Consider the following 23870-nt stretch of genomic DNA (forward strand, 5'->3'; position numbering starts at 1 on the left):
TGTGGCACTAATATTTTTGTAGTACGTATTTATTTTATGAGCTCACTTTGACCATGGCGGGACGCAGAACTTTATCTTTCAGCATATAGCCCTTCTGCACCTCTTCCACAACGATGCCCTCCTCGTATTCCTCGGACTCCACCTGCATGATCGCCTGGTGAAATTCGGGATTGAACGGAGTGCCTACCGTCGACATCGCCTGCAAGCCTTCGCCGGCCAGCACTTGATCGAGCTGGCGGAAAATCATGTCGACGCCTTTGGACAAAGCCTCGTGATCCTTGTTGTCCTTACTCGCAGCCAGCGCGCGTTCGAAATTGTCAACGACCGGCAGCAACTGCTCGATCAATTTCAAGGACGCATACTTGGCGAAATCTTCTTTCTCCTTGATCGTGCGCCGTCTGAAATTGTCAAAGTCGGCTTGCGCCCGCAAGTAACGTTGCTGGTTTTCTTCCGCCTGCATCTTCAGCTGCTCCAGCTCTTGCTTGACAGCACCTTCTTGCGCGGAAGTTTCCGCTGCCTGCGCCTGTTCGTCTCCGGCCTCGGCAGCCTGATTCGACGCGTCCGGCGGTTCCGGCGCGTTCGCCTCATATGTAGCTTGCCCTTCGCGTTCGTTTACTTCTTCCGCTTGGGAAGCTTTTTGTTGTTGTTCCGTATTCAATGTGTGTCACCTCCTTAACCGATTCCGGTCCGTGGCCCGTTATATTTGCGCGATCGAACGATACGCGGGAACATCCTGTCCTGTTTCGTTATTGGATACCGCAATGAGTGCTGCCCGATGGACGCGACAGCCGCTTCGAAGACGACAAACGCTATTCTTCGGCGTGAGGCTGGCGCATCTTGATGACGGTATGAATGCGCAGCACGGCGCAGGCGACCTCGCCTGCCGCTTGAAGCGCGTGCAGCTTCACCTCGGAGGGATCGACGATACCGAGCTCGAGCATATCCGTCGTCGCACCGGTATCGCAATCGATGCCGATGCTGTCGCTTCGCGCTGCAATTTGCGCAGCCCGCACCTGCTCGACCTTCTCCAACGGGTTGTACCCCGCGTTGACGACGATCTGCGCCAGCGGCTTGCGCAGCGCCTGCGCAACAGCGGCGATGCCGAAGCCCTCCATGCCCTGCACGGTCTCGCGGTACCGCTCGAGCTCGTGCGCCGCGGCCATTTCGGCGGCCCCGCCGCCGGGCAAATACCCGGAGCGCAGCGCGGCCTGCACGCTCGAAGCCGCGTCGCGGGCGATGCGCAGCCGCTCGCCGACAACCTCGCTCGTGCTGGCGCCTACGACGATCGACACTTGCGGGCGGCCTTTGCCTTCGGCCAGGCGCACGCATTCGAGCCGCTCGTCGTAGGCGGCGTGCCCGGCGAAGCCGAGACAGCCGGCCAGCTCGGCGGCAGGCTTCAGCAGCCCGCTGCGGCGAATCGGCCGCGCGCCGGTATAATCCGCGACGCGGCGCAATTCCGCACGCGGCAGCCGCTGCAGGACCATGATGCCGTGGTCCGTGCAAAACTGCTCCGCTTCGGCGTCGACGCCGCGCTCGGAAGCGATCAGCCCGACCCGCAGCTCGGCCAGCTTCGCCAGCGACTGGCGAAACTGGTCGCGCAGCTGCATCTGCCGCTGGAAGCCCGCTTCGGTCATGAGCGCTTCGTCATCGACCGATTCCGGCTCGAACGCGTCCTGGAACAGCAGCACGTTCGCCGCAAACGGCGGGAAGTCCGGCTGTGCATTCGCCGGCTTCTTCGGCAGGAGCAGGCCCGGCCATACTTCGTTCTGCGCCTTGCCATGCGACAGCACGACATCGGAGAAGCGGAAGCTCGCTTCTCGCAGCTTCGGCAGGCCGAGCCGCTTCGCCCCCTCGATGATGAGACCGGCCAGATCGGCATGCTCTCGTCCGGCTACATACGCGATCCGATACAGCCGCGGATCGTCCAGCCCTTCGATGCGCCGAGCGCGGCCGGCAATCGACTGCAGCGCTGCCGCGACACCCTCCTGGATGCCGCGGACGACTTTAGCCACGGGCACGCCGCGCGTTACCTGGGCGACGCCTTCGGCTACGAGTGCACCTGCGAGCACTGTGGCTGTCGTCGTGCCGTCGCCGACCTCCTGCTGCTGCGAGCGCGCCACTTGAATGAGCAGGCGGGCTGCCGGATGCGATACGTCCATCGTCTCCAATATGGTCACGCCGTCATTGGTGATGATCACTTCGCCTTGAGCGCCGACCAGCATCGTATCGAGCCCTTTCGGCCCTAACGTGCCTTCGACGGCCGAGCAGATCGCCCGGATCGCGCCCGCGTTGTTGCGCAGCGTGGCGTAAGCTTCGTCGCCTTCCTGCCCCACTTTGTTCACTGGGTTCATCGATACCATCGCTCCATTAGATGGGTCATATCTTTGGACAAATGATCCAGCAGTTTAATGACTTTCGCATAATCCATCCGGGTCGGCCCAAGAATGCCGATTGTCCCAAGATGATGCCCGGCAACGGAATAACTTGCGGTGATCAGACTGCAATCGTTGAAAGCTTCCAGCTTGTTCTCGGTGCCGATACGTACCTGAATGCCTCCATCGGCTTCGGCGTCGTCGAACAGCCGAAGCAGCTTCGGCGTTTCCGAGAGCAGGTCGAGAATGCTCTTCACCTTGTCGACGTCTTTGAATTCCGGCTGCGTCAATATATTCGTCGTGCCGCCCAAGAAGATGCGTTCTTCCTCGCCCTGGTCGATCACTTGATCGAGCATGCCGAGCAATTCTTCATACCCCGCGGCAAAGCTGCTCAATTCGGCGGCGATTTCCGTGTACAGCTTCGACTTGAAGTGAAGCAGCGGCACGTTCTTCATTCGCGCGTTGAGCAAATTGACGAATCTCTCGATCTCCTGCATCGGAATGCCTTCCGGAATCGTAACCGTCTTGTTCTCGACCTGGCCCGTATTCGTAACGATAATCGCAACGGCCGTCCGGTCGTTCAGCGGAACGATCTGCAGATGTTTCAGCGTAGTGCTGTGCATCTCGGGACTCAGCACGATGGAAGTGTACGGCGTCAATTGCGACAAGATCATCGCCGCCTGCTGAACGACGCTCTCCATCTCCTGCATTTTCCCGGTAAAAAACCGCTTCAGCACGTCGATCTCATTGGTTGGGAGCTGTCCGTACGTGATCAGGTGGTCTACATAATATCGATAGCCTTTATTAGAAGGAATGCGTCCGGCCGACGTATGCGGCTGCTCCAAAAATCCCATCTCTTCCAGGTCTGACATTTCATTGCGAATGGTGGCCGGGCTGAATCCGACGTTACCGCGTTTGGAAATGCTGCGGGAGCCAATCGGCTCTGCTGAACGAATATAATCATCTACGATGGCACTTAATATATGTCGTTGGCGTTCGGTCAACATAACATTCACCTCCGAATCGTTAGCACTCCATTCAGGTGAGTGCTAAGCTAATACAAAAATAACAGACCCAAAGGGTCCGTGTCAAGTTCAATCGAGCCTTTTCAGCACAGCGATTTCATCGCAGCAATGCTGTTTTTTGCAATGAATGCAGTCACGCCAAACTTTCTCGGGGAAAATTTCTTTCGGTACGACGGTAAAGCCGTTTTTCTCGAAAAAGCTGACCTCATACGTGAGCGCCATCACCTTCGGAATGCCTTGCTCTCCGGCTTCCTGCACGAGCCGGTTTACGATCGCCTTGCCGATGCCTTTTCCCTTATAGCCGTCCACGACGCCAAGCGATCGAATCTCCACCAGATCTTGTCCGAGCCTCGTCAATGAACCGCATCCGATCAGCCGCTCTTCGTCCTCCGCTACGACAAACGTATCGATCTGGGAAGTAAGCACTTCCTTTGACCGCGGGAGCATGATCCCTTGCTCGGCATAGCCTTGAATAATAACGTATAATGAATCGACGTCCTGTTCCGTCGCTCTTCTGCAAGTAACGACCATTGCCCATCCCACCATTCGTATGTCTAAGTCGAAGTCCAAACATATGAATAAATATACAACGAATCGTATAAGCAATCAATCATTTTTTTGCTTCCGCCACGCCGAGAAATTCGCCGAACACCTCATTGCCGAGCGGAAGACCGCGATCGCTTAGCTTATAGCCTTCCTCCGTGCGCTCCAGCAGCTCCAGCCGAAGAAATTTGTCGATTACGGCGCCGAACACCGATTCCGGCTCACAGCCGAACTGCTCCATGAAATCCGCGCGGCGCACCCCTCTGCGCATACGCAAACCGACCATCATGAAATCTTCCATCGCTTCCTCGCGGTCCACTTCGTTCTTCTCCAGTATCGGAAGCCCCGACCGGGTAGCGTCAATATACGGCTGGACACCCTTGATATTCACATGTCTGAGACCGTGCACATAACCGTGAGCGCCCGCTCCAAGCCCGTAATAGCTCTGATTGCGCCAGTACATCATATTGTGGCGGCTCTCGAATCCCGGCCGCGCGAAATTGCTGATCTCATACTGCCCATACCCTGCGCCGCGCAGCGTATCCATGATGAGCTCGAACATGCCGACCTCTTCGTCCTCCTCCGGCAGCGGCAGCTGTCCGCGCTGGTACAGCGTATGGAACAGCGTGTTCTCCTCTACCTTGAGGCTGTAGATCGAATAGTGCGGCAAATTCAGCGCGAGCGCCTCCCGCAGCGTATCCTTCATGATCTGAATCGTCTGCTTGGGCAATCCGAACATCAAGTCGATCGACATGTTCGTAAAGCCCGCCGCGCGTGCGTTCTCCAGACTCCGGTACACATCGTCCGTATTATGAATCCGTCCGATTCCTTCGAGCAGCGCATTATTAAACGACTGCACACCGAAGCTGATCCGGTTCACCCCGCCGGCTTTCATCGCCTGCAGCTTCTCCAAATCCGTCGTTCCCGGATTCGCCTCCATCGTAAATTCCGCATTCGGCGCCAAATTCGGAAAATACGCACGTACGCGGCTCAGGAAGCTCTCCATTTGATCCGGCAGCAGCACTGTCGGCGTTCCTCCGCCTACGAAGACGGTCTCGATCTCGCCCGGCGGCACCTGCGCCGCGGTCTGCTCCATCTCCCGCTCCAGCGCATCGAGATAGTCCATGACGGGCTGACCTTTCAGCACGTAGGAGTTAAAATCGCAATAATGGCATTTGTTCGTGCAAAACGGGATATGAATGTAAACCGCCTTAGGCGTCTGTGTTCGCTGTAACATGGCTGCCTCCTTTCCCATATGAAAAGCAGGCGCTCGGTCCAGCCGGCAGCACCTGCTCACATGTTATCGTTTCGTTTATATTGTTGCTATCGTTTATTCGTCGATTCGAAGCACGGCCATGAACGCTTCCTGCGGCACCTCGACGCTGCCGACCTGCTTCATGCGCTTTTTCCCTTCCTTCTGCTTCTCGAGCAGCTTCCGTTTCCGGGAAATGTCGCCGCCGTAACATTTGGCGAGTACGTTTTTGCGCATCGCTTTGACCGTTTCTCTCGCGATGATCTTTTGTCCGATCGACGCTTGGATCGGTACCTCGAACATTTGCCGCGGAATGAGTTCCCGCAGCTTCTCGCAAATGATGCGTCCCCGGTTATAAGCCCGGTCGCGGTGCACGATGAACGACAGCGCGTCGACCTGCTCGGCGTTCAGCAAAATGTCCATCTTGACGAGATTGGATTGTCTATAACCGGACAGCTCGTAGTCGAACGAAGCGTAGCCTTTCGTGCTTGACTTGAGCTGATCGAAAAAGTCGTATACGATCTCCGACAACGGAATTTCGTAGGTCAGCGTCACGCGCGTCGTATCGAGATACTCCATGTTGATGAACTCGCCGCGCTTGTTTTGACAAAGCTCCATGATCGCGCCCACATAGTCGTTAGGGACGATAACCTTCGCCTTGACGTAAGGCTCTTCGACGAAGTCGATTTTTCCCGTCTCCGGGAATAGCGACGGGTTCTCGATGGTAAGCACGGTGCCGTTCGTCTGCGTCACGCGGAACACTACGCTCGGCGCGGTCGTGATGAGCGGAATGTTAAATTCCCGCTCGATCCGCTCCTGAATGACGTCCATGTGGAGCAAACCGAGAAATCCGCAGCGGAACCCGAAGCCGAGCGCGGTCGACGTCTCCGGCTCGAAGCTGAGCGACGCGTCGTTGAGCTGCAGCTTCTCCAGCGCCTCGCGCAAATCATTGTAATCGCTCGTCTCGATCGGATACAGGCCGCAGAATACCATCGGGTTGATTTTACGATAACCCGGCAGCGGCACTGGTGTCGGGTTTTTCGCATCGGTGACCGTATCCCCGACACGCGTATCGCCGACGGTCTTGATGCCGGCGACGATAAAACCGACGTCCCCGACTTCCAGCGAATCGACCGCGCCCATCCGCGGTTTGAACGCGCCGACCTCGATCACCTCGAAGGTTTTGTCCGTTGCCATGAATTTGATTTTCGAACCGGCGCGGATCGAGCCGTCGATGACCCGCACGTAGACGATAACGCCTTTGTACGGATCGTAGTGGGAGTCGAAAATAAGCGCCTTCAGCGGCTTGTCCGGATCTCCCGTCGGAGCCGGAACCTTTTGGACCACCTGCTCCAATATTTCCTTAATGCCGATTCCGGCCTTGGCCGAAGCAAGCACCGCCTCGCTTGCGTCCAAACCGATAACGTCCTCGACCTCCTGCTTCACCCGTTCCGGGTCCGCGCTCGGCAGATCGATCTTGTTGATGACCGGCAATATTTCCAGATTGTTATCGAGCGCCAGGTACACATTCGCGAGCGTCTGCGCCTCGATCCCTTGCGCCGCGTCGACGACGAGCAGGGCGCCTTCACAGGCGGCCAGGCTTCGGGATACTTCATACGTAAAGTCGACGTGTCCGGGCGTATCGATCAAATTCAATATATATTGTTCGCCGTCATCGGCAGTGTAGTTCAAACGAACGGCTTGCAGCTTGATTGTAATGCCGCGTTCTCGTTCCAGATCCATCTGGTCGAGCACCTGTTCCTGCATCTCACGCGACGAAAGCGCGCCCGTAAACTCCAATATCCGATCCGCCAACGTCGATTTCCCGTGGTCGATATGGGCGATAATGCAAAAATTTCTGATTTTCTTTTGTCTGGCTTGGATATCCATCGTCGGCAAAAACCTCACTAACCTGCAAATTTACAATACTTCTGATTATAGCAGTTGTGAAGGTTCGCAGCAATGGACGCTTGCATACAGGTAAAATTCGTTATTTGAACAGCGCCTCGAACAGCGAGACGATGAAACGGATGCTGTGATGCGCCGCAATTTGCAGCAAATCTCCCGTCTTGTTGCCTACGCGGTTAATGCCCGTGTCCCCGCCCTGCAGCTCGACCGGCTCGGGTCTCGCCGGCTTGGCCGGAGGCTTCGGCTTGACGGACGCCGCGGCTCCCGTCGATCCCGCCGAAGCGGCGCTGTACGAGCGCGGCTTGGCCGGTTCCTCCTGACGCACGAGCGGTCCGCCGATCCGCTCCGTTCCTTGCGCCGCCAGCGATACGCCGAAGAAGAGGCAGAACGCCATCGCCAGCGCGATGCCTCCCGTTTGGATCCACCTGTTCCGTCTCATCGTTCCCCACTCCCGTCCGTTCGGTATCAGCTTTGCTTCTTCGGCTCCTGCGAAGGTGCCGGCGCGTCCACTTTCTCCGCATTCAAGATCACTTGCGAGATGGCGACTGCGAGCGCATCGGCCGTGCGGTAGCATTCCTCAAGGCTGTTGTCGACCCCGCCGACCTCGATCAGCACGCTGCTTTCCGAGTAATTTTGATTGTATACGCCGTTGCCTTCCCCCGACTTGGCATGGATGCCTTTGGACAGACCGGGGTATTTCGTTTCCAGCACTTGATGAATTTGCTCGGCGAATTCGTAGTTTTGCTTCCAGTCCGGATTTTTGCCGCCGATAATAAAATACACTTGTGCGTAGTCTTTGCCGTGGATACTCGCCGTCGTCTTGTCGCGGCGCTGCGAATCGCGGTGAATGTCGAAATAATACTTCAAGTCGGGATGTCCCGAGCTGGCTTCCTGCAGCGTGTTCAAAGAATATTTATAAGAATAATAGTAGTTGAAGCCTTTTTCGATCGCGGGGTAGTTTTTATCCGAATGTACCGCGCCGATGCCTTCTTTCTCCAGCATTTGCGCCAGCCGCAAGCCTACCTGCGTCACGTTTTTTTTCGGATCATACGCTTTGTCCGGGTCCTTGACGCCCGGCAGCTCCGGCAAATACGATTCCTGATTATGCGTCTGATAGATGAACGCTACGTTTTTCCCCGCGGTCACCGGCGGCGCCGCGACCGGATTCGGCATCACCGGTCCGTGCACCTCGCCTTCTTTCTCATTTGCAGGTGCGCCCGGATTGGCAGTAATAGAGCCGGCCTCTCCCAAATTTTGCGGATTGAACACATCGGCCCGGGGCGTGTAATCCTCCGGTGAGTCCGCCGCAAACCCCGACGGGCTGAGCAGCACGGTCCGGTCCTGTGCCATGCCCGGGACTTCTCTAGCAATGAGCGTTCGCGGATCTTTAGGATTCAGATCGGTCAGAAGCGAGAATAAAAATCCGGATACGTTGGACTGCGAGAAGGTGAACGCCTTCCGGTCCGTATTCAGCTGCGGCACTTCCATTCCCATCATATCCATAAAAAATCGGCTCGATACCGACGAGGCCAGGCCTTTCATGGAGGATGAGGGCGTCGTTCCCGTCACTTTGGACTGAATGTAGCCGAGCAATCCAAGCAATATAAAAAAGAGAAGGCATCCGGTTATCAAATAGGATAGCGTTCGCGTATAGACGCCGATCATCGATCCCGATTTCGTGTATTTTTCCAAATTCAACATCACAGCCGGCCGTTTCATAGTCAATTCCTCCTCAATCTTCGTCCTGGATGTTCGCTGCGGCACAAGGAAAGCCGTACAACGCGATTCGTCCGTCGAAGGCGCCATATCCGTGAATGGTTCGCTAGCCTTCTGTCCTTACCCGTACTCTAGTAAACAATCTATGAGGCGTCGGAAGAAGATAGAACCGCCGGACCAAAAAAAGAGAGAGGACGGTTGCTAGATTACAGGCCAAATGAAAGAGCGGGCCGTCCTTACCCGTGGACGAACCCGCTCCGTATGCGACTGGCTGCGATTCCTTAATGCGTATATGCTGCGACGTTATCAACATCGACCGCTTCGTGCAGCGCCGCGTTCAAGCCGCTTGCCACAATGTTGGCGATGTCCTCGATGAATTGGTCGATTTCCTTCGGCGTGACGAGCAGATCATGTCCTAGCGGATTGAGCACTTCCTTCACGAGCTGCAGCCGTTCGTTCTCCTGCAAGTTGTCCATCAGGCCGAGAATTTGGCCGGTGTTGGCCGTCTGCCTTTGAAAGTGGTTATGCATCATGTCGAACGCGTTATTCACGATCGTAGAAGCGTAGACGACCGTGGGCACGCCGATGGCGATGACCGGCACGCCAAGCGTATCGATCGTCAATCCTTTGCGCTTGTTGCCGATGCCGGAGCCCGGATGAATACCGGTATCCGCAATCTGAATCGTCGTATTCACGCGCTCCAGCGAGCGGGATGCCAATGCATCGATAGCGATGACCAGATCCGGCTTGGACCGGTCGACGATGCCCTGCACGATTTCGCCGGTCTCGATACCCGTCGTTCCAAGAACGCCCGGAGCAACGGCACTAACTGGGCGATAACCGGGACTGACTTGATCGGGCACCAGCTCAAAATAATGGCGCGTCACGGTCATGTTCTCCACAACCAACGGTCCCAAGGCATCCGGCGTGACGTTCCAGTTGCCGAGGCCGATTACGAGCACGCTGGCGTTTCTCGGAATGCTCAGCTTTTGCAAAAACTTCTCGAATTCCTGAGCGAATACGGTGGCGACCCGGTCCTGCAAGTCGCTGTCCTTTTGCCGCAGCGCCGGTACTTCCAGCGTAATGTAATGCCCCGGAAGCTTGCCCAGCGCTTGCGCGCCTTGCTCGGACGTAATATCGATCACGCTCACCTTGATGCCTTCCTTCTCGTAACCGGAAGAAAGAACCCCGGGAATGGTGGGCTGCGCCGCCGCCGCAAAGTCTCTTGCCTCCAACGCCAAGTCCGTCCTGACGGAATATGCGCTCAAATCCGCTTCCATCTGCTCGTCTCCCTTCATCCTTTTCTCGCCGTATATTGTTTGACAAAGAAAGCGGCCTTATGCAAAAGATTCCGCAGGCCCAAGCTGCTCTATTGCTTTTTAATATGGGTCATGTTAGAATATCAAGAGTTGTCAACAATTGATGATTTGTGTTTTATTGCAAGTTGTAGTAGGAGGTGAACGTCATGCCAAACATTAAATCCGCTATCAAACGCGTGAAAGTAAGCGAAAAGCGCCGTATGCGCAACGCATCCCACAAATCCGCTCTTCGTACTGCTGTGAAAGCTTTCGAAACGGCTGCTGCAAGCAGCAACGTTGAAACAGCTCAATCCGCACTGATCGCAGCCAGCAAGAAGCTGGACAAAGCAGCGACCAAAGGTTTGATCCACAAAAACGCCGCTGCCCGCAAAAAATCCCGCTTAGCGAAGAAGCTGAACCAGCTGTCCGCACAAGCGTAATAGCAAGAAGCGAAGATCGGAGCCGCTTACTGCATCCGATCTTATAAAAAGACCATGATCCCCTTAACGGAGAACATGGTCTTTTTTGCTGCCTGCCTATTCGGCTGCGCCTCTACGACGCCAACTTCAGCAGGAACATTTCGAGTCCGAGCACTTTATCGATTTTGCCGCTCTTCATCTGATAGTCAAGATCCGCCAACTGCTGCAGCAGCTGCCCGAGCCGCTTCGCTTCGAAACGTTCCGCCTGGCCGGCGGCGATCTTCACCGCGTACGGATGGATGCCGAGCTGGCTGGCCATCTGCTGCTGGGAGTACCCCTGCTGGGACAAGTCCTTGACCTGAAACATGATGCGAATTTGGCGGGCGATGAGCGCCACAATTTTGATCGGCTCCTCTTTGCGGCGCAGCAGCTCGGCCAGCATCGTGAACGCTTGTTCGAGCCGCACCTGGACGATACACTCGATCAGTTGAAAAATATTTTGCTCGATGCTGCGGGTAACGAGCTGCTCGAGATCCGGAATGGTCAGCGTGCCGCCCTTTCCGACGAACAGCGCGCATTTCTCGATCTCCTTGACGAGCGCCTGGAGGCTGGTGCCCGTATACATAATGAGCTGCTCCGCGGCGCCCGGCGCAAACTGCAGCCCAGCTTTCTCCGCCTCGCGTTGAACCCACTGCGTCAGCTCGCTGTCCGAGAGAGCCGCGCAGGGAACCAGCGCATCCGCCTCCTTCAACGCCTTGACCAGCTTCTTCCGTTCATCCAGCTTCTCGGCGTCCACCGTAAACACGATGATAGAGAATTCCGCAGGCGCCTTCAAATAACTGAGCAGCCGTTCCGGCTTATGCTCCACCTTGGCGCTCTCCTTCGCTCCGGTCAGGAACAGGGCGTTAGAAGCGATCACAATCTTGTGCGGCACCATGAACGGCAGCGTCTCGGCTTCATCGATGACAACGTCGAGCGGCGTTTCGGCCATATCGTATTTATTGATCGCGAACTCCCGTTGGCCCGGCTCCACCAGCTTGTCCGTCAGCCGTTCGACTACCTCCTGCATTAAGAACGTCTCCGGCCCGTAGCATACATATACCGGCTTGTGCTGTCCCTTGTTGATTTGCCTGACCGCCGTCTTGACATCCATCGTGCTTCAACTCCGTCTTCATTATCGCCTTTGCTCGTTTCATCATACCAACAACGAAGGGATTACGTCAAAGCCGCCGGACGGCGTTTTGACGTAATCCCTTCGTCCGAAACCCATCTATATAAACACCGGAGGGATCGCTCTAGAAACGATCCGCTCAGGTGGTCATACGACGTGAATCGCGTGTACGTATACTTATATATACGTTAACGGCTTCTTATGTGTGCGTCATTTCAAGCCTGTTTTTTTATGAAATTTCCGTGAAGACCGGGCTTGAAATGAGCCGGACGGCTTCAAGGCTTGCTCTCCGTCTCCTTCAAGTCTTTCATGGAGATGACAAACGTCTTGACTTGCTCCGAAGCTTTCACCCGGTACGTCAGTTTATATTCGGCGGACCAATCGGCAAGCTCAATCTTGAAGTCGCCGTCTTTCCATTCATACTTGGACACGTAAGCCTCTTTGCCCTGCTTGTCGTACACGACCACGCGTCCGTCCTTGACCGTCGCCTTATAGGCGTTGTCTGTGGTCGACACTTCGGTGACTGGAGCAGGCGCGGACGGGATGGCCGCAATGCCGTAAGCTCCGGTGCCCAATGTCCCGGAAGGCTGCTTCGGCTCGGCTGCATCCGCCGCCCGCTGATCTTGAACCGTACCGTGGGTCTCCGGAGCTGCCGCGCTCTTCTGCGAATCGTCGGCCTTCGGAGCGATTGTCAACGACTTCGCCTCGTTCGGCTTGATATCCGCATTCGGCTGCTGCGCTTGCGGCTGCTCTGGCTCGGCCTGCTCCCGCAGGACAGTTGCGCCCGGCTGCTCCGCGTTCGTGCCGGCTTCCGGCGCCGGCGGCGTGCTGACTGCGGGCGCCTTCTGCTGCGGCTCGGCCGCCTTCGGCGGCTGCGGCGCCGGACTACTGGACCGCGAAGCCGCATTGCCTGCTGCGGGCGGGACGGTGTCCCCTGCCGGCGCAAACTTCTCCACCGCGACATCCTTTTTCTCCGCTCCGCTCCCTGCGGCCGCTTCCGGCGGCTTCGCTCCGTTCGCCGGCTGGTCCTGCAGCGGCGCCGATTTCGGAGCATACGGCGTTGATTGACTTGCCGCGCCTCCCGCTTGCTGCCCCGCGCTCTCGTTCGAAAGCGAGAGCATCAGCTTGCCGGCATCCTTCTCGGAGGATGGCTGCTGGCCGAACAGGAAGAAGCCGACGACCAGTCCGGCAGCTACCACACCGCCGAATACCGGGAACGAAACCCAATCTTTTATTTTTTTGCGCCAGCCGGAAGGCGGGTCGTTCCGTTCCGCTGCCGCCGCGTGGCTATCTTCTTTCGCCTCGGCCGCCTGCGTCAAGCGCAAGTCCTGCACTTCGCCGGCGGCAGCGTCCAGCTGCTCCAGCTTTGGCATAATGGCGTCGACTAGACTGAATGGAGGCGTTACTTTAGGCAAAGATTCCAGCTCATGCGATAAGTTTACAAGACGCTCGAACAGCTCCGTGCAGTCCGGGCACTGCTGCAGATGCTGGAGCATCCGGCGGTATTCCGTCTCTTCGAGATCCCGATCAAGGTATCTCTGCATCAGCTCGATCACCTCTTGACACATCATCCCCGTACACTACCTTTCTTTAACGATTCGTATATCCCACTTGTCGCTGCTCCCGCTTCCGGCGAGCAACCGCGTATGCTCTTCTATGTTCGTCTATCCCCGTACCGCATCGCTGCTCGGCTTCTTATATTCGCGCAGGATCGACTGCAACTGCTGACGCGCCCGGAACAAATACGATTTCACCGTATTGATGGGCAAATCCAGCGATTCCGCGATCTCGTTATACGAGAAATCCTGCAAATACCTGAGCACCACCACGGAACGATGATGCTCCGGGAGCTTGTCGATGGCATCACGGATGTCTTGGGCAATATACGAAGACATCACTTCGTCTTCCACCGTCGTATGGTCGGTAAAGCTCAGATCATGCTGTTCGATCGAGACGGTCGGCTTCGTTCTCCGGAATTTATCGATGCACAAATTCGTCACGATGCGCTGCACCCAGGTCTTGAACTGAGCTTTTTCCTCGTAGGAGTTGATTTTGGTATATATTCGTATTAATGCTTCCTGTGCGGCGTCCAATGCGTCCTGCTCATTGCCCAGAATGTAATAAGCAGTGCGATAGACATGATTCTCGATTTCTCGCAGTAGGGTAATTAGAGCGTCGCGATCGCCCGACTGGGCAGCCTTGATTAATTCTGGCGCTACCACTGGGATCCCCCTCTCTTGCAACCTTATAAACGAAACGTTTCCTCAAAATGTTGCAGCTACTATAACTCTATTCAGGATATCAAATTTTGGGTGGCAGGTACATAGGAACCGCCGGCGGGCCAATACCCAATTTTTAGCGGCCCGGCGCCGCTGCCGGCTCTGTCCTCCACGGCAAAAAAAACAGACCTTGATTTCCTGACCGTAACGGTCGGATCAAGGTCTGTATGTGTCAACCTATAATTATACCGGCTTCGCCGCCGCGTTCTTCGCATTTTTCCGCTCGGAGACGACGATGCCCGCGAAGATCAATGCGATGCCGAGCCACTGCAGCAAGCCCGTGCGCTCGCCGAGCAGCAAACCGGAGATGACGATCACGACAGGCAGCTCCACGGCGCCAAGAATGGCAGCCATGCCCGTGTCCAAACGCGGGGCCCCCTTGGCGAACAAGTACGGCGGAATAATCATGCCGAACAAGCCGAGGATTGAAGCCCAGAACCACAGCCCGCTGCCAATGGATCCGTTCCACAGAAACTGCGGCGGATACACGAGCAGTACGACCAGCAGCGCGCCGGTCACCATCCATGCGCTCCGGAACAAGGTCGGCACCTCCGTCGCCACTCTTCCGCTAACATACATGTTCAGCGTATAGCTCGCGGCGGCAAGAATGCCAAGTCCGACCCCGGAGAAACTGAGCCGTTCGAGCGCAGCTCCGCTCAAGCCCGACGCCATTAGCGTTCCGGCGAGAATGATGACGATCGCGACAATTTGATGACGCCCCGGCTTTTTGCCGTGCAGCATCCATTCCAGCAGCATGCCCATCCAGGTAAACTGAAACAGCAGCAGAATGGCAAACGATGCGTCGAGATTTTGCAGCGAGAAATAATAGAAAATACCCGTCAAGCCGGTAAACACGCCGCTCCCCGTCAGCTTCAGCACCGCTTTGAACGACATTTGCTTCAGCTTACGGTAAAACGGAATACAGAGCAGCCACAGGACAATAAATCCGAAGGCGACCTGACTCCCCGTAATTTCCCCCGGTGTGAAGCCGTCCTTGTAGCCGAGCTTCACGAAAGTGGACAGCACGCCGTAGGACGCCGCTCCGACGAGCAGCAGCAAGCTCGCTTTCGTTCGTTCTTTCAGAAACATACACCATACCTCTTGTTATGCATCCCTCACCCACCCGCTAAGACGAAACGCAACCCGGAAATCCGGACTGTTTTCTCCCGCACAAAAGGTCAATATAACAAAATATCGAGCTCCGGACAACTGGCAAGCGACGGAAGGGTCAAGCAGCGGAAGCGGCATGACGCAGTCCATGTGCCGCAAACGCGGACGATGCATGTGGGCTATGCCGCTATCTTACTTTCCTTGCTCTTCGCCATACATACCACAGTATTACCGCTGCTCCCGCGGCCATTCCGATCATCGCAACCCACAAATTGGAATACAATCCGTTAAATCGGCCTTCTAACTGAACCTGCTTCGTGGGAGCCTTCCCTTCGCCCAATACAGCCAGATCCGCCTGCGCCTGCTCTAATCCGCTCGTTCGATCGCAAATGATGGTGATCAACAGCTCGTTGTCGCCGTACATGGTAGACGGGCGGGCGTATACCAAATACGACTTGTTTTTTTCAAAATGAAATCCGCAATCCCCTCCGCCGCTTCCCGTGTGAATGATGATCTGCGATTCCTCAGAGCCTTTCCATACCCGGCTTACCTCAAATAGCGCAGCCTTCGTGAGACTTCCGTTCATGTGTCTTTGTTCCTTTACATCAAGTACCCGGCCGCTGAAAACCTGCTGCGAACGGCTGAATTGTTCATTGACCTCCTGGGGTCGGGCGCAGGAGCACGCATAAACAGCCGAAGGAACAAACCCGGACAGTATCATTGAAAGAAACACGGTCAACAGCATTAATTTTGTAATTGAACTCATGACGGCAGCCCCTCCAGCTTCACCTATACATTGAGGATGTATGTAATAACAACGATACATTTCCCGCTAATGTTGCGGTCGGTGGGAAATTAGGGCGAGGGTAGGCCTCCTTTATTTGTAATATAAATGAAATGTGATTTTCATCTTACATTAATGTTCAGCGCCTATACTAAGAGTCGACCCCCTTTTTGATATATAAATTCTTTAGCCCCACAGCCGCGCAGGCTTGTGGGGCTCTTTCTTTCATCATCCCGTTTAGTTCTCCGCAGATCCGGGCAGCTTCGTTCGCATGCGGATTTGGCCGTCCTTCACAGCCATCTGGACTTCACCGTGACGATCGGTCCGGTGAATGCTGATCGAGCTTGCGGTCAGCCGGTCGATTACCTGCGGGCTCGGATGGCGGTATATGTTATTCACGCCTGCCGAGATAACGGCATGCTTCGGCTGCCACGCGGCAAGCCACTCGAGCGAGGTCGACGTTTTCGAGCCGTGATGCGCGATCTTGATCACGTCGACCGGACCGGTGCCGGTCAAGCCAGTGTCATCTCGTCCGTGCGTACCGTCGGCGGTCGGCCGCTCCTTGCCGGACCAGGCCGCAATCACTTTCCGCTCCGCCGCCGTGTCCATGTCGCCGGTAAACAGCCAGCGCGTACCGGCCATTTCCATTAAAAATACGACAGAGCTCGGATTTTGTTTTTTCTCCAGCTTGATCTCCATCCCCTTCTCTTCCACTGAAGGCAGCGGCGACAAAATATGGAGCGTCGTATCTCCGCCCGCCCGCAGCGTATCGCCTGCGCTCACCCTCACCAGCTCGGTGCCTTTGCTCAGCGCCGTCTGAAACAGTGCTTCCACCGCTTCTCCCGGATTAAGCGTGCCGTTGAACAGCAACCGCCGCACGGGAATTTGTTCCAGCACCGCCTGCAGCCCGCCGTAATGATCGGCATCTTGATGCGTGAGCACGATTTCGTCGATGGTTTGCACGCCCCGTTTTTTGAGCAGCGGCACCAGCAGTTTTTTTCCTACCTCATACGGCTCCTGCCTCTGCTTCCATTCTTCGCCAGGCTTCCGGAACGTAACCGTACCGCCGCCGTCCACCAGGATCGTATGCCCCCGTCCTGGCGTTCGAATCAGGATGCTGTCACCTTGCCCGACGTCGAGGAACTGGACACGCCCTTCTGCTTTGCCCGATTCGAGCGAATACGCGAACCACAGCAGAGCGATAAAGCCGCAGACGCTCGCCGGCAGCAGCAAGCCTCGGTTCAGCGCCGACAACCGCGCTTGCCAGACCGCTTCCTTATCGGTATACAGCATCGGCATCGGTGCAGCCGAATCCGCCGCCGCCTCTCCCGCGTGACGCTCCCGGGCGAAGTGCAGACACCAGCCAAGCGCTGCCAGGAGGCCGTAATACGATAAAATCCAGATCGGGCTCGGCGTCGGCCATAGCGTTTGGAACGCATCCAGCCGGCTGAACCATTCAACCACGGCAAACAGCGCCGCGTTCACTTTAACGACCGTCCATCCGATCCATGCGCCTGCCGCAGCATGCAGCAGCGCAGTGAGCATCGCCACCGTGCCGACGGGCATCACAAACGTGCTGAACACCGGAACGATGATGAAGTTGGCAGCCAGCGACAGCAGCGAGAACTGGTTGAAGTAGTAGATGGAGATCGGAAAAGAGATGAGCTGCGCCACCACCGTAATCGACAGCGCGTCCCTAAGCTTCTTGTGCGACACAGGCAGCAGCCGGTTCATATGCGGAACGCCGAGCATAATGCCCAGCGTCACCAGATAAGACAGCTGAAAACTCACATCCACCAAGTAATACGGGTCCCAGATCAGCATCCCGAGCCCCGCGATAAAAGCGATGTTCATCCCGTCCTTCATCCGGTTGCGGTAGGCGGCATACAGTGCGATCATCGCCATGATGCCCGCGCGCACGATTGAAGGCGACGCCCCCGTCACCATGATGTACAGCGGGACTAGTGCCATGGCGGTCAGCAAATAGGATTCACGCGTCATCCCGAGCTTGCGCAGCACCCACAGTACGCATCCCAGAAATATGGCCACATTGAGACCCGAAATCGCAATAATATGCGTCAAGCCGAGGCGGGAGAAACGGTCGAATTGCTGCGGATCGATCTCGTCCGTCAGCCCGATCAGCATTCCCTTCATAAATCCGCTCTGCTCCGGCGGAAACAGCAGCTCCACCTGGTCTGCAAGCAAGCCGCGGAACCGGTCGTTCCAGCGCAGCGGCAGCCACACTCCCGCCTTGTCCGGCGGCGTGACCGTAATCGCGCCGAGCCCTTTGACCGTCAGCTGCCAATGAATGTGCTTGTAATACAAGTAACGTCGGTAATCGAACCCGTCAAAATTACGCGCACCGGAAGGCTGCTTGATCGTCCCGCTCAGCTCGATCCGGTCTCCTCTTTGCCAGCCTTTCGCTGTATCCTGCTCCTGCTTTTTCAGCAGGCGAACGGACACGATCAACCGCTCCTTTCGGGAAAGCTGGAGCACCTGCTGCGCGCCGGCTTCCGCAGAACGGGCCGCAGTGGCCGCTTCCGCATCAAGGAGCGGTTCCTTGCCGCGCGCCGACGCGTATGCTGTCGTCTCCGTCCGCTCCCCGGCGTCGACTTGATCGGCCGTTTCCTTGTCCGCCTCCGCATCCGTATCTGCAGTTGCTTCCATCCCCTGCCCCCGTTCAACCGAGTCTGCCTCCAGCTGAAAGCTGACGCGATCGCCATCCACCTCCACAGTCGAGACGATCATACCGCGCACGCTTACCTCCGCTTCCGCATCGACCGGCAGCGATAGCGCCGTTCGGTTGCGACCGTCGTACTCCCCGAATATTCCGGCCGCCGCGGCCATAATCAGCAAAGCTGCGATTGCGGAGGTTCCCCGGAGCTTGTACATGAAAACGAGACAACACAGCATCCCCGCGCCCATGCTTACATAAACGTTCAGCATCTCCGTTTGCCATACCAAGGCCAGCATATAGCCCAAAATCCAACAGACGGCAATGCCGACGATCGGCCGTTCGTTCATCGTTTCCGTTCCTCCTTTCCGCATGCAAAAAAGAACCTCTACTCGCCAACAGGCTAATAGAGGTTCTTCCTCAAGGTGACAATGATTCAGTTATGCACTTCGGTTATCGTTCCGGGCGGCGGCTCGTAGCCGATCAAGCTGCGGAACTTGATATGCCGCTGTTCCATCAGGGCGCTTACCTTCTCGCTATCCTTCGGATACGAGCGGTGGAATACGATCTCGACGATGCCGCTGTTCGCGAGCATGTTCGCGCATGTCCAGCAGGGCTCGTCGGTGACGTAGACGACCGAGCCTTCCCGGTCTTCCCGGTCGGTGAACAGCAGCAGGTTTTGCTCCGCATGAATGGTGCGGATGCACCGCTGCTTCTTGATCACCCGTTCGGCCCCGACTTCGCTGACCACTTCGAACTCTTCCACGAGCATGCAGCCCGCCTCCGAGCAATCGGGCACGCCCATCGGCGCGCCGTTGTACGCCGTGCCAAGCAGCTTTTTCCCTTGCACCAGTACGGCGCCCACATGACGACGGCCGCATTGCGATCGGGTCGATGCCATGTATGCCATATCCATAAAGTAAGTGTCCCAATCCTTGCGCGCGATCATCGTACAAGCGCTCCTTACTGCTGGCTGGCCTGGATCGCTTGACCCAAGTCATGCAGTATATCGTCGATCGACTCCGTGCCGATGGACAGCCGGATCATGCCCGGGGTTACGCCCGCCTTCGCTTGTTCCTGCTCGGAAAGCTGCTGGTGTGTCGTGCTGGCCGGATGAATGATCAGCGACTTCGAATCGCCGACGTTGGCCAGGTGAGAGAACAACTGGACGTTATTGATCACTTTGCGGCCCGCTTCCACGCCGCCTTTAATTTCAAACGTCAAGATCGCGCCTTGGCCTTTCGGCAAATATTTTTGCGCCAGTTCGTACGAGGAATGGCTCGGCAGACCGGCATAGTTGACCCAAGCAACCGCGTCGTTGTTCTCAAGGAACTGGGCAACCTTAAGCGCGTTGGAGCTGTGGCGCTCCATCCGCAAATGCAGCGTTTCCAGCCCTTGGAGCAGCAGGAACGAATTGAATGGGGAAATCGACGCCCCCATGTCTCTGAGCAGCTGCACGCGCGCTTTAATGATATAAGCGACCGGTCCGACCGCATCCGAGTAGACCACGCCGTGATAGCTTGGGTCCGGAGTCGTCAGGCCCGGGAATTTGTCGGTCGATTTCCAATCGAAGCGTCCGCCGTCCACGATCACGCCGCCGATGGAAGTGCCGTGACCGCCGATGAATTTCGTCGCGGAATGAACGACGATGTCGGCGCCATGTTCAATCGGACGGCACAAATACGGGCTCGGGAACGTGTTGTCGACGATGAACGGAACCTGATTCTCATGCGCGATCGCCGCAATCGCCTCGATATCGAGGATGTCGCCGCGCGGGTTGCCGATCGTCTCCGCATAGACCGCTTTGGTCTTCGGCGTAATTGCCTTACGGAAGTTCTCTGGATCGCTCGGATCGACGAAATGTACCTTGATGCCGAGCTTCTGCAGCGTAATGGCAAATAAGTTGTATGTACCGCCGTACAAATTGGTGGAAGACACGATCTCGTCGCCCGCTTCCGCGATGTTCAGGATCGCATACGTAATCGCCGCTTGGCCGGAAGCGGTAGCCAGCGCCGCCAGACCGCCTTCCAGCGCTGCGACGCGCTTCTCGAACACATCGGTCGTCGGGTTCATGATGCGGCTGTAAATATTGCCGAACTCCTTCAGGGCAAACAGGTTGGCCGCATGATCCGTATCGCGGAACCCGTAAGAGGTCGTCTGGTATAAAGGTACTGCGCGGGACATCGTAGTCGGATCAATTTCTTGGCCGGCATGGACGGCCAACGTTTCGAGAGCAAGCTTGCGTTCTTCTGACATATAATGCGCCTCCTTGAAAAATAACATGAATTGGAATAAATCTGTTACTATTCTCGCATATTTAGAAGAAAAACGAAAGCGTTGTCTATGAAAAGCTTTAAAGTGATAGAGCATGGCTTGAGGACTGCGGTTTTTCGCTTAAAAAAGCGGCTTAGCACTACAAATGTCTAAAACATGTATTGTATCTCACTGGCCGTCGCGGCTGCGAATCATCAGATCGGTCACCACGGCGGCATGGTCGGAATAAAACGGATGCTGCGCGTTCTCATGGCCGGGCAATCGCCGGTCTACGGTGTATGCGTCGAGCACCCGTACCCCGCTCCCGCGCGTCCATATATAGTCAATCCGCCCGGGAACGTGGCCGTATCCGTATTGGGGACTCCACGTCGGTCCGGGGAACCGGCCGGCATCCGGATGCGCCCAGCGGTACGCGTCGGTGAAGCCCGCTTCCTCGAACAGCCTCGTCACCGGCCATGGCAGCACAAGCCCTTCGTGATTCGGCGCATCGGCAAATTCGGCGCTCCAGTCGTGATAGGACATCGTGTTCAGGTCGCCTGCGATGATGACCGGCGACGGATCGTCACCCACAAAGCCGGGGAGGCGGGTGCGAAGCGCGATCTTCGCCATGGCCAGCCGTCTTTCTTCATCAGTCGCAACGATGTCGCGGTCCGTGTAGGTACGCGGCCGTTTGCCCTTGATCTCGGCCGCCGTCTTGTTCGTAAAGCCCCACGCTTGGGGCGCATGCCACAGCCATATATTGAACAGATGAAGCTCTTGTCCGTCCGGGAGCCGTACTTTGATACCTCCGAAGTTAAAGCTGTCGAGCCCCTTTTCGTTAATGGGGGCATATTGTTTTACCAGCGGAAACCGGCTGAAAATCCATAGATTATCCCGGTCTTCCGGCTGTCCCGGGCGATTCGTAATTCGCGTGCCGTTGTAACGGCGCTCCTCGGGCAGCCCTTTATTGAGACCGTCCAATATGCTTTGACCGGATCCGTACGTCTCCAAAATAAACAAAATGTCTGCATGCTGCGCGCGAATAAGCTCGATCAAATCGGAAACATTGCCGTCGCCGCCCGCAGCGCGCCCGCCCTGCCATATATTCCATTCCATTACGCGGAGCCGGGTCCCGAGCGGCCGATCCGTCATTTCCACCGAGGCGGACACGCTCAGCTCCCCGGACGGCGCGATAAAATCGGGCGATAGAGCCGCATCCCCTTCGGGATAGAGGACGCGGCGAGCCAGCACTTTACCTTGATGGGCAACCGTAATGACAACTTCTCCGCCCAGCCTCGCCGCACCGTCTCCGCTCAGCTTAATATGGCAGCGCTGTCCGGCAGCTGTGTGCGCGCGGGTTGCCGCAACGGGCTCGTGACCGGAAAATGCCGCAACGGCTGCCGCCTTCTCGCCGCAAACCAGTTCCATAGCAAGCCGGGAGCCCGGCGCAACCGGTTCCCCCGACAAGCTAACAGCAAAGGTCACGCGGTCGCCCTCAATCGTCTCCGTTCGGTTCCCTGCAGCCATGGGGCCCAGGATGGCCAGCAAGCCGGCAAGCGGTACTGCCGCAGCCATATAACCTATCATGCGTTTCCTGTTCATATTCGTCCTCCTTGGGATGACAAGCCCGGCAGCCCGCGCCACTAAGTTTCCTCGGTCAAATCGCCAGGCGAACCGCAGGACGCATTAGCGGCAAAAGAGTGTGCCGACGCTCTCCAATGTCCGCTGCCGGGTTACTGCCATTCCTCCAGCAGCTTCTGATTCGATTGCTCTTCCGCTTTGCGCAGCGCAGAATTGATGTCCAGCGCGCCGGTAGCGACCGATTTGGAAGCTTCCAACAAGTAAGCGTTCGGAATACGGTCATATTCCGACGATTCGGCCAGCTTTTGCGGATTTTGCTTAAATAGCGCTTCGATATGCTTGCCTTTGAGAATGCCGAGCTCGCTCCCGAACGCCTGCTCCACCGCTTTGTCCTTCAATGCGGGCAGCAGCCCTTCCCGGGACAGCTTGGTCTGGTATTCGAGTGACGTCGATAAAAACTTCGCGATATGAAAAGCGACGGCCTGATGTTCTCCGTGCGCTGAAACGGACACAAGACTCGGAGCTGCGCTGCGGCTAAAGCCGTCGATCGTAGGTGTCTGGGCCATGTCCCACCAGCCGAGCTTGTCCCCTTGCTTGGAGGCCGCTTCCAGACGAGACAAATCGTAATGGAACGGATACATGGCAAGCGCCTTGCTCGTATAAAACAGCTTATGCGCCTGCGTGTAATCAAAGTAAGTCATGCCGGGTACGTTAAAGCCGTCCTGCAGTATTTTGAACACGCGTTCCATTTCCGGATTGTTGATCGTCGCTTTCTTGTTCTTCAGATCGATAAAGCCTTTGTTGAAATAGCTGTACAAAAAGCTGTAGTTTCCGGGAAAATATCCGATGAATTGCGTGCCGCCGTCCATGCGCGTCATCGTTCTTCCCAGCTTGATCGCATCTTCATAGGTCATTCCGTCTTTAGGGTAAGGCACGCCGAATTTATCGAAAATGTCCTTGTTGTAGTTCAGAACGGAAGCGTAGGACTTATAGGGCAGCGCATAAATCTGGTCGCCGTTCGGGCTGAATTTCTTGATCGTATCGATCAGCGTTGGCTGGTAACCGTTCAAGTCCAGCTGCGACGTTCGGATCGGATCGCCGAGCTCCTTGATCAGCTTGCTCGAGATCAGCTTCGGGAAATCCCATGTCGTCATCAAATACAGATCGGCAAGGTTGCCCGTGGCTGCGAGTTCGGTAATATAAGAGCCTTTGCCGGGGTGGATGACCTCGAAGCTTACGTTCGGGAACTTCGCCTGGATCGGCTCGATGATTTGTTTGTTGAACTGTGCTTCGGGCGTGCTGTTCGCATCGAAAATTTTTAAAGTAACCGGCTTCGACCAATCGATCTCGGGGGGCTTTTGCTCCGTCAGCTTTTTGCCCGAACCGGCCGCACTGCAGCCTGTCATCAAGGCGACCGCCAATACCGCCGCAGAAGCGGCCGTTGCTTTTGTCTTCATTTGCCTTCATCCTTTCGATTCATTGTCG

Annotated in this window: 20 protein-coding genes; 1 reads left to right on the top strand and 19 read right to left on the bottom strand. The window is 56.4% G+C overall.

Going from position 1 to position 23870, the window contains the following annotated elements:
• Positions 1 to 34 precede the first annotated feature (34 nt).
• From grpE to gpr, 9 genes are all read right to left on the bottom strand, one after another.
• Positions 35 to 658, bottom strand: a complete 624-nt coding sequence (gene grpE, locus KXG62_RS20000) for a nucleotide exchange factor GrpE (protein WP_218093779.1) — start codon at positions 656 to 658, stop codon at positions 35 to 37.
• Positions 659 to 809: 151 nt separating this feature from the next.
• Positions 810 to 2351 (bottom strand): TCP-1/cpn60 chaperonin family protein, encoded by a 1542-nt coding sequence (locus KXG62_RS20005; protein ID WP_218093780.1) that lies wholly within the window; start codon positions 2349 to 2351, stop codon positions 810 to 812.
• Positions 2348 to 3379, bottom strand: coding sequence for a heat-inducible transcriptional repressor HrcA (gene hrcA, locus KXG62_RS20010; protein WP_218093781.1), 1032 nt, complete (start codon positions 3377 to 3379; stop codon positions 2348 to 2350). Before hrcA ends, KXG62_RS20005 begins: the two co-directional genes overlap by 4 nt.
• An 87-nt stretch (positions 3380 to 3466) precedes the next feature.
• Positions 3467 to 3928 (bottom strand): N-acetyltransferase, encoded by a 462-nt coding sequence (locus tag KXG62_RS20015; RefSeq protein WP_218093782.1) that lies wholly within the window; start codon positions 3926 to 3928, stop codon positions 3467 to 3469.
• Between the two features lie 79 nt (positions 3929 to 4007).
• On the bottom strand, positions 4008 to 5177 hold the full coding sequence (gene hemW, locus KXG62_RS20020) for a radical SAM family heme chaperone HemW (RefSeq protein ID WP_218093783.1): 1170 nt from the start codon (positions 5175 to 5177) through the stop codon (positions 4008 to 4010).
• Between the two features lie 93 nt (positions 5178 to 5270).
• Positions 5271 to 7082 (bottom strand): translation elongation factor 4, encoded by a 1812-nt coding sequence (lepA, locus tag KXG62_RS20025; RefSeq protein ID WP_218093784.1) that lies wholly within the window; start codon positions 7080 to 7082, stop codon positions 5271 to 5273.
• 100 nt (positions 7083 to 7182) lie between these two features.
• Positions 7183 to 7539: a hypothetical protein gene (locus tag KXG62_RS20030; protein ID WP_218093785.1), complete on the bottom strand. Its 357-nt coding sequence runs from the start codon at positions 7537 to 7539 to the stop codon at positions 7183 to 7185.
• Between the two features lie 26 nt (positions 7540 to 7565).
• A complete protein-coding gene (gene spoIIP, locus KXG62_RS20035) occupies positions 7566 to 8819 on the bottom strand; it encodes a stage II sporulation protein P (RefSeq protein ID WP_218093786.1) in 1254 nt (417 codons plus the stop codon).
• A gap of 278 nt (positions 8820 to 9097) precedes the next feature.
• Entirely contained in the window at positions 9098 to 10096 is a 999-nt protein-coding gene (gpr, locus tag KXG62_RS20040) for a GPR endopeptidase (protein WP_218093787.1), read from the bottom strand.
• Positions 10097 to 10281: 185 nt separating this feature from the next.
• Between gpr and rpsT the strand changes: the two genes are divergently transcribed.
• Positions 10282 to 10554 carry a 30S ribosomal protein S20 gene (gene rpsT / locus KXG62_RS20045; protein ID WP_218093788.1) on the top strand — a complete coding sequence of 91 codons (273 nt, stop codon included), beginning with the start codon at positions 10282 to 10284 and terminating at the stop codon, positions 10552 to 10554.
• 112 nt (positions 10555 to 10666) lie between these two features.
• Here rpsT and holA read toward each other — a convergent pair whose 3' ends face one another.
• From holA to KXG62_RS20095, 10 genes are all read right to left on the bottom strand, one after another.
• On the bottom strand, positions 10667 to 11686 hold the full coding sequence (holA, locus tag KXG62_RS20050) for a DNA polymerase III subunit delta (protein ID WP_218093789.1): 1020 nt from the start codon (positions 11684 to 11686) through the stop codon (positions 10667 to 10669).
• Positions 11687 to 11979: 293 nt separating this feature from the next.
• Complete coding sequence (locus tag KXG62_RS20055) at positions 11980 to 13275, bottom strand: zf-HC2 domain-containing protein (protein WP_218093790.1); 1296 nt, start codon at positions 13273 to 13275, stop codon at positions 11980 to 11982.
• A gap of 93 nt (positions 13276 to 13368) precedes the next feature.
• A complete protein-coding gene (locus tag KXG62_RS20060; RefSeq protein WP_218093791.1) occupies positions 13369 to 13926 on the bottom strand; it encodes an RNA polymerase sigma factor in 558 nt (185 codons plus the stop codon).
• Between the two features lie 240 nt (positions 13927 to 14166).
• Positions 14167 to 15072: an EamA family transporter gene (locus KXG62_RS20065; RefSeq protein ID WP_218093792.1), complete on the bottom strand. Its 906-nt coding sequence runs from the start codon at positions 15070 to 15072 to the stop codon at positions 14167 to 14169.
• 208 nt (positions 15073 to 15280) lie between these two features.
• The gene (locus KXG62_RS20070; RefSeq protein ID WP_246627545.1) at positions 15281 to 15679 is read right to left on the bottom strand and encodes a hypothetical protein; all 399 of its coding nucleotides are present in this window, start codon (positions 15677 to 15679) and stop codon (positions 15281 to 15283) included.
• A gap of 435 nt (positions 15680 to 16114) precedes the next feature.
• Positions 16115 to 18901: a DNA internalization-related competence protein ComEC/Rec2 gene (locus KXG62_RS20075; protein WP_246627546.1), complete on the bottom strand. Its 2787-nt coding sequence runs from the start codon at positions 18899 to 18901 to the stop codon at positions 16115 to 16117.
• A gap of 86 nt (positions 18902 to 18987) precedes the next feature.
• Positions 18988 to 19500, bottom strand: coding sequence for a deoxycytidylate deaminase (locus KXG62_RS20080; protein ID WP_218093793.1), 513 nt, complete (start codon positions 19498 to 19500; stop codon positions 18988 to 18990).
• A gap of 14 nt (positions 19501 to 19514) precedes the next feature.
• The gene (locus KXG62_RS20085; RefSeq protein WP_218093794.1) at positions 19515 to 20807 is read right to left on the bottom strand and encodes a homocysteine synthase; all 1293 of its coding nucleotides are present in this window, start codon (positions 20805 to 20807) and stop codon (positions 19515 to 19517) included.
• 186 nt (positions 20808 to 20993) lie between these two features.
• Positions 20994 to 22406, bottom strand: a complete 1413-nt coding sequence (locus KXG62_RS20090) for an endonuclease/exonuclease/phosphatase family protein (protein ID WP_218093795.1) — start codon at positions 22404 to 22406, stop codon at positions 20994 to 20996.
• A 131-nt stretch (positions 22407 to 22537) separates the two neighbouring features.
• A complete protein-coding gene (locus KXG62_RS20095) occupies positions 22538 to 23842 on the bottom strand; it encodes an ABC transporter substrate-binding protein (protein WP_218093796.1) in 1305 nt (434 codons plus the stop codon).
• Between the last annotated feature and the right edge of the window lie 28 nt (positions 23843 to 23870).

It is taken from the genome of Paenibacillus solanacearum, from assembly GCF_910593845.1.
Classification (GTDB): Bacteria; Bacillota; Bacilli; order Paenibacillales; family NBRC-103111; genus Paenibacillus_G; species Paenibacillus_G solanacearum.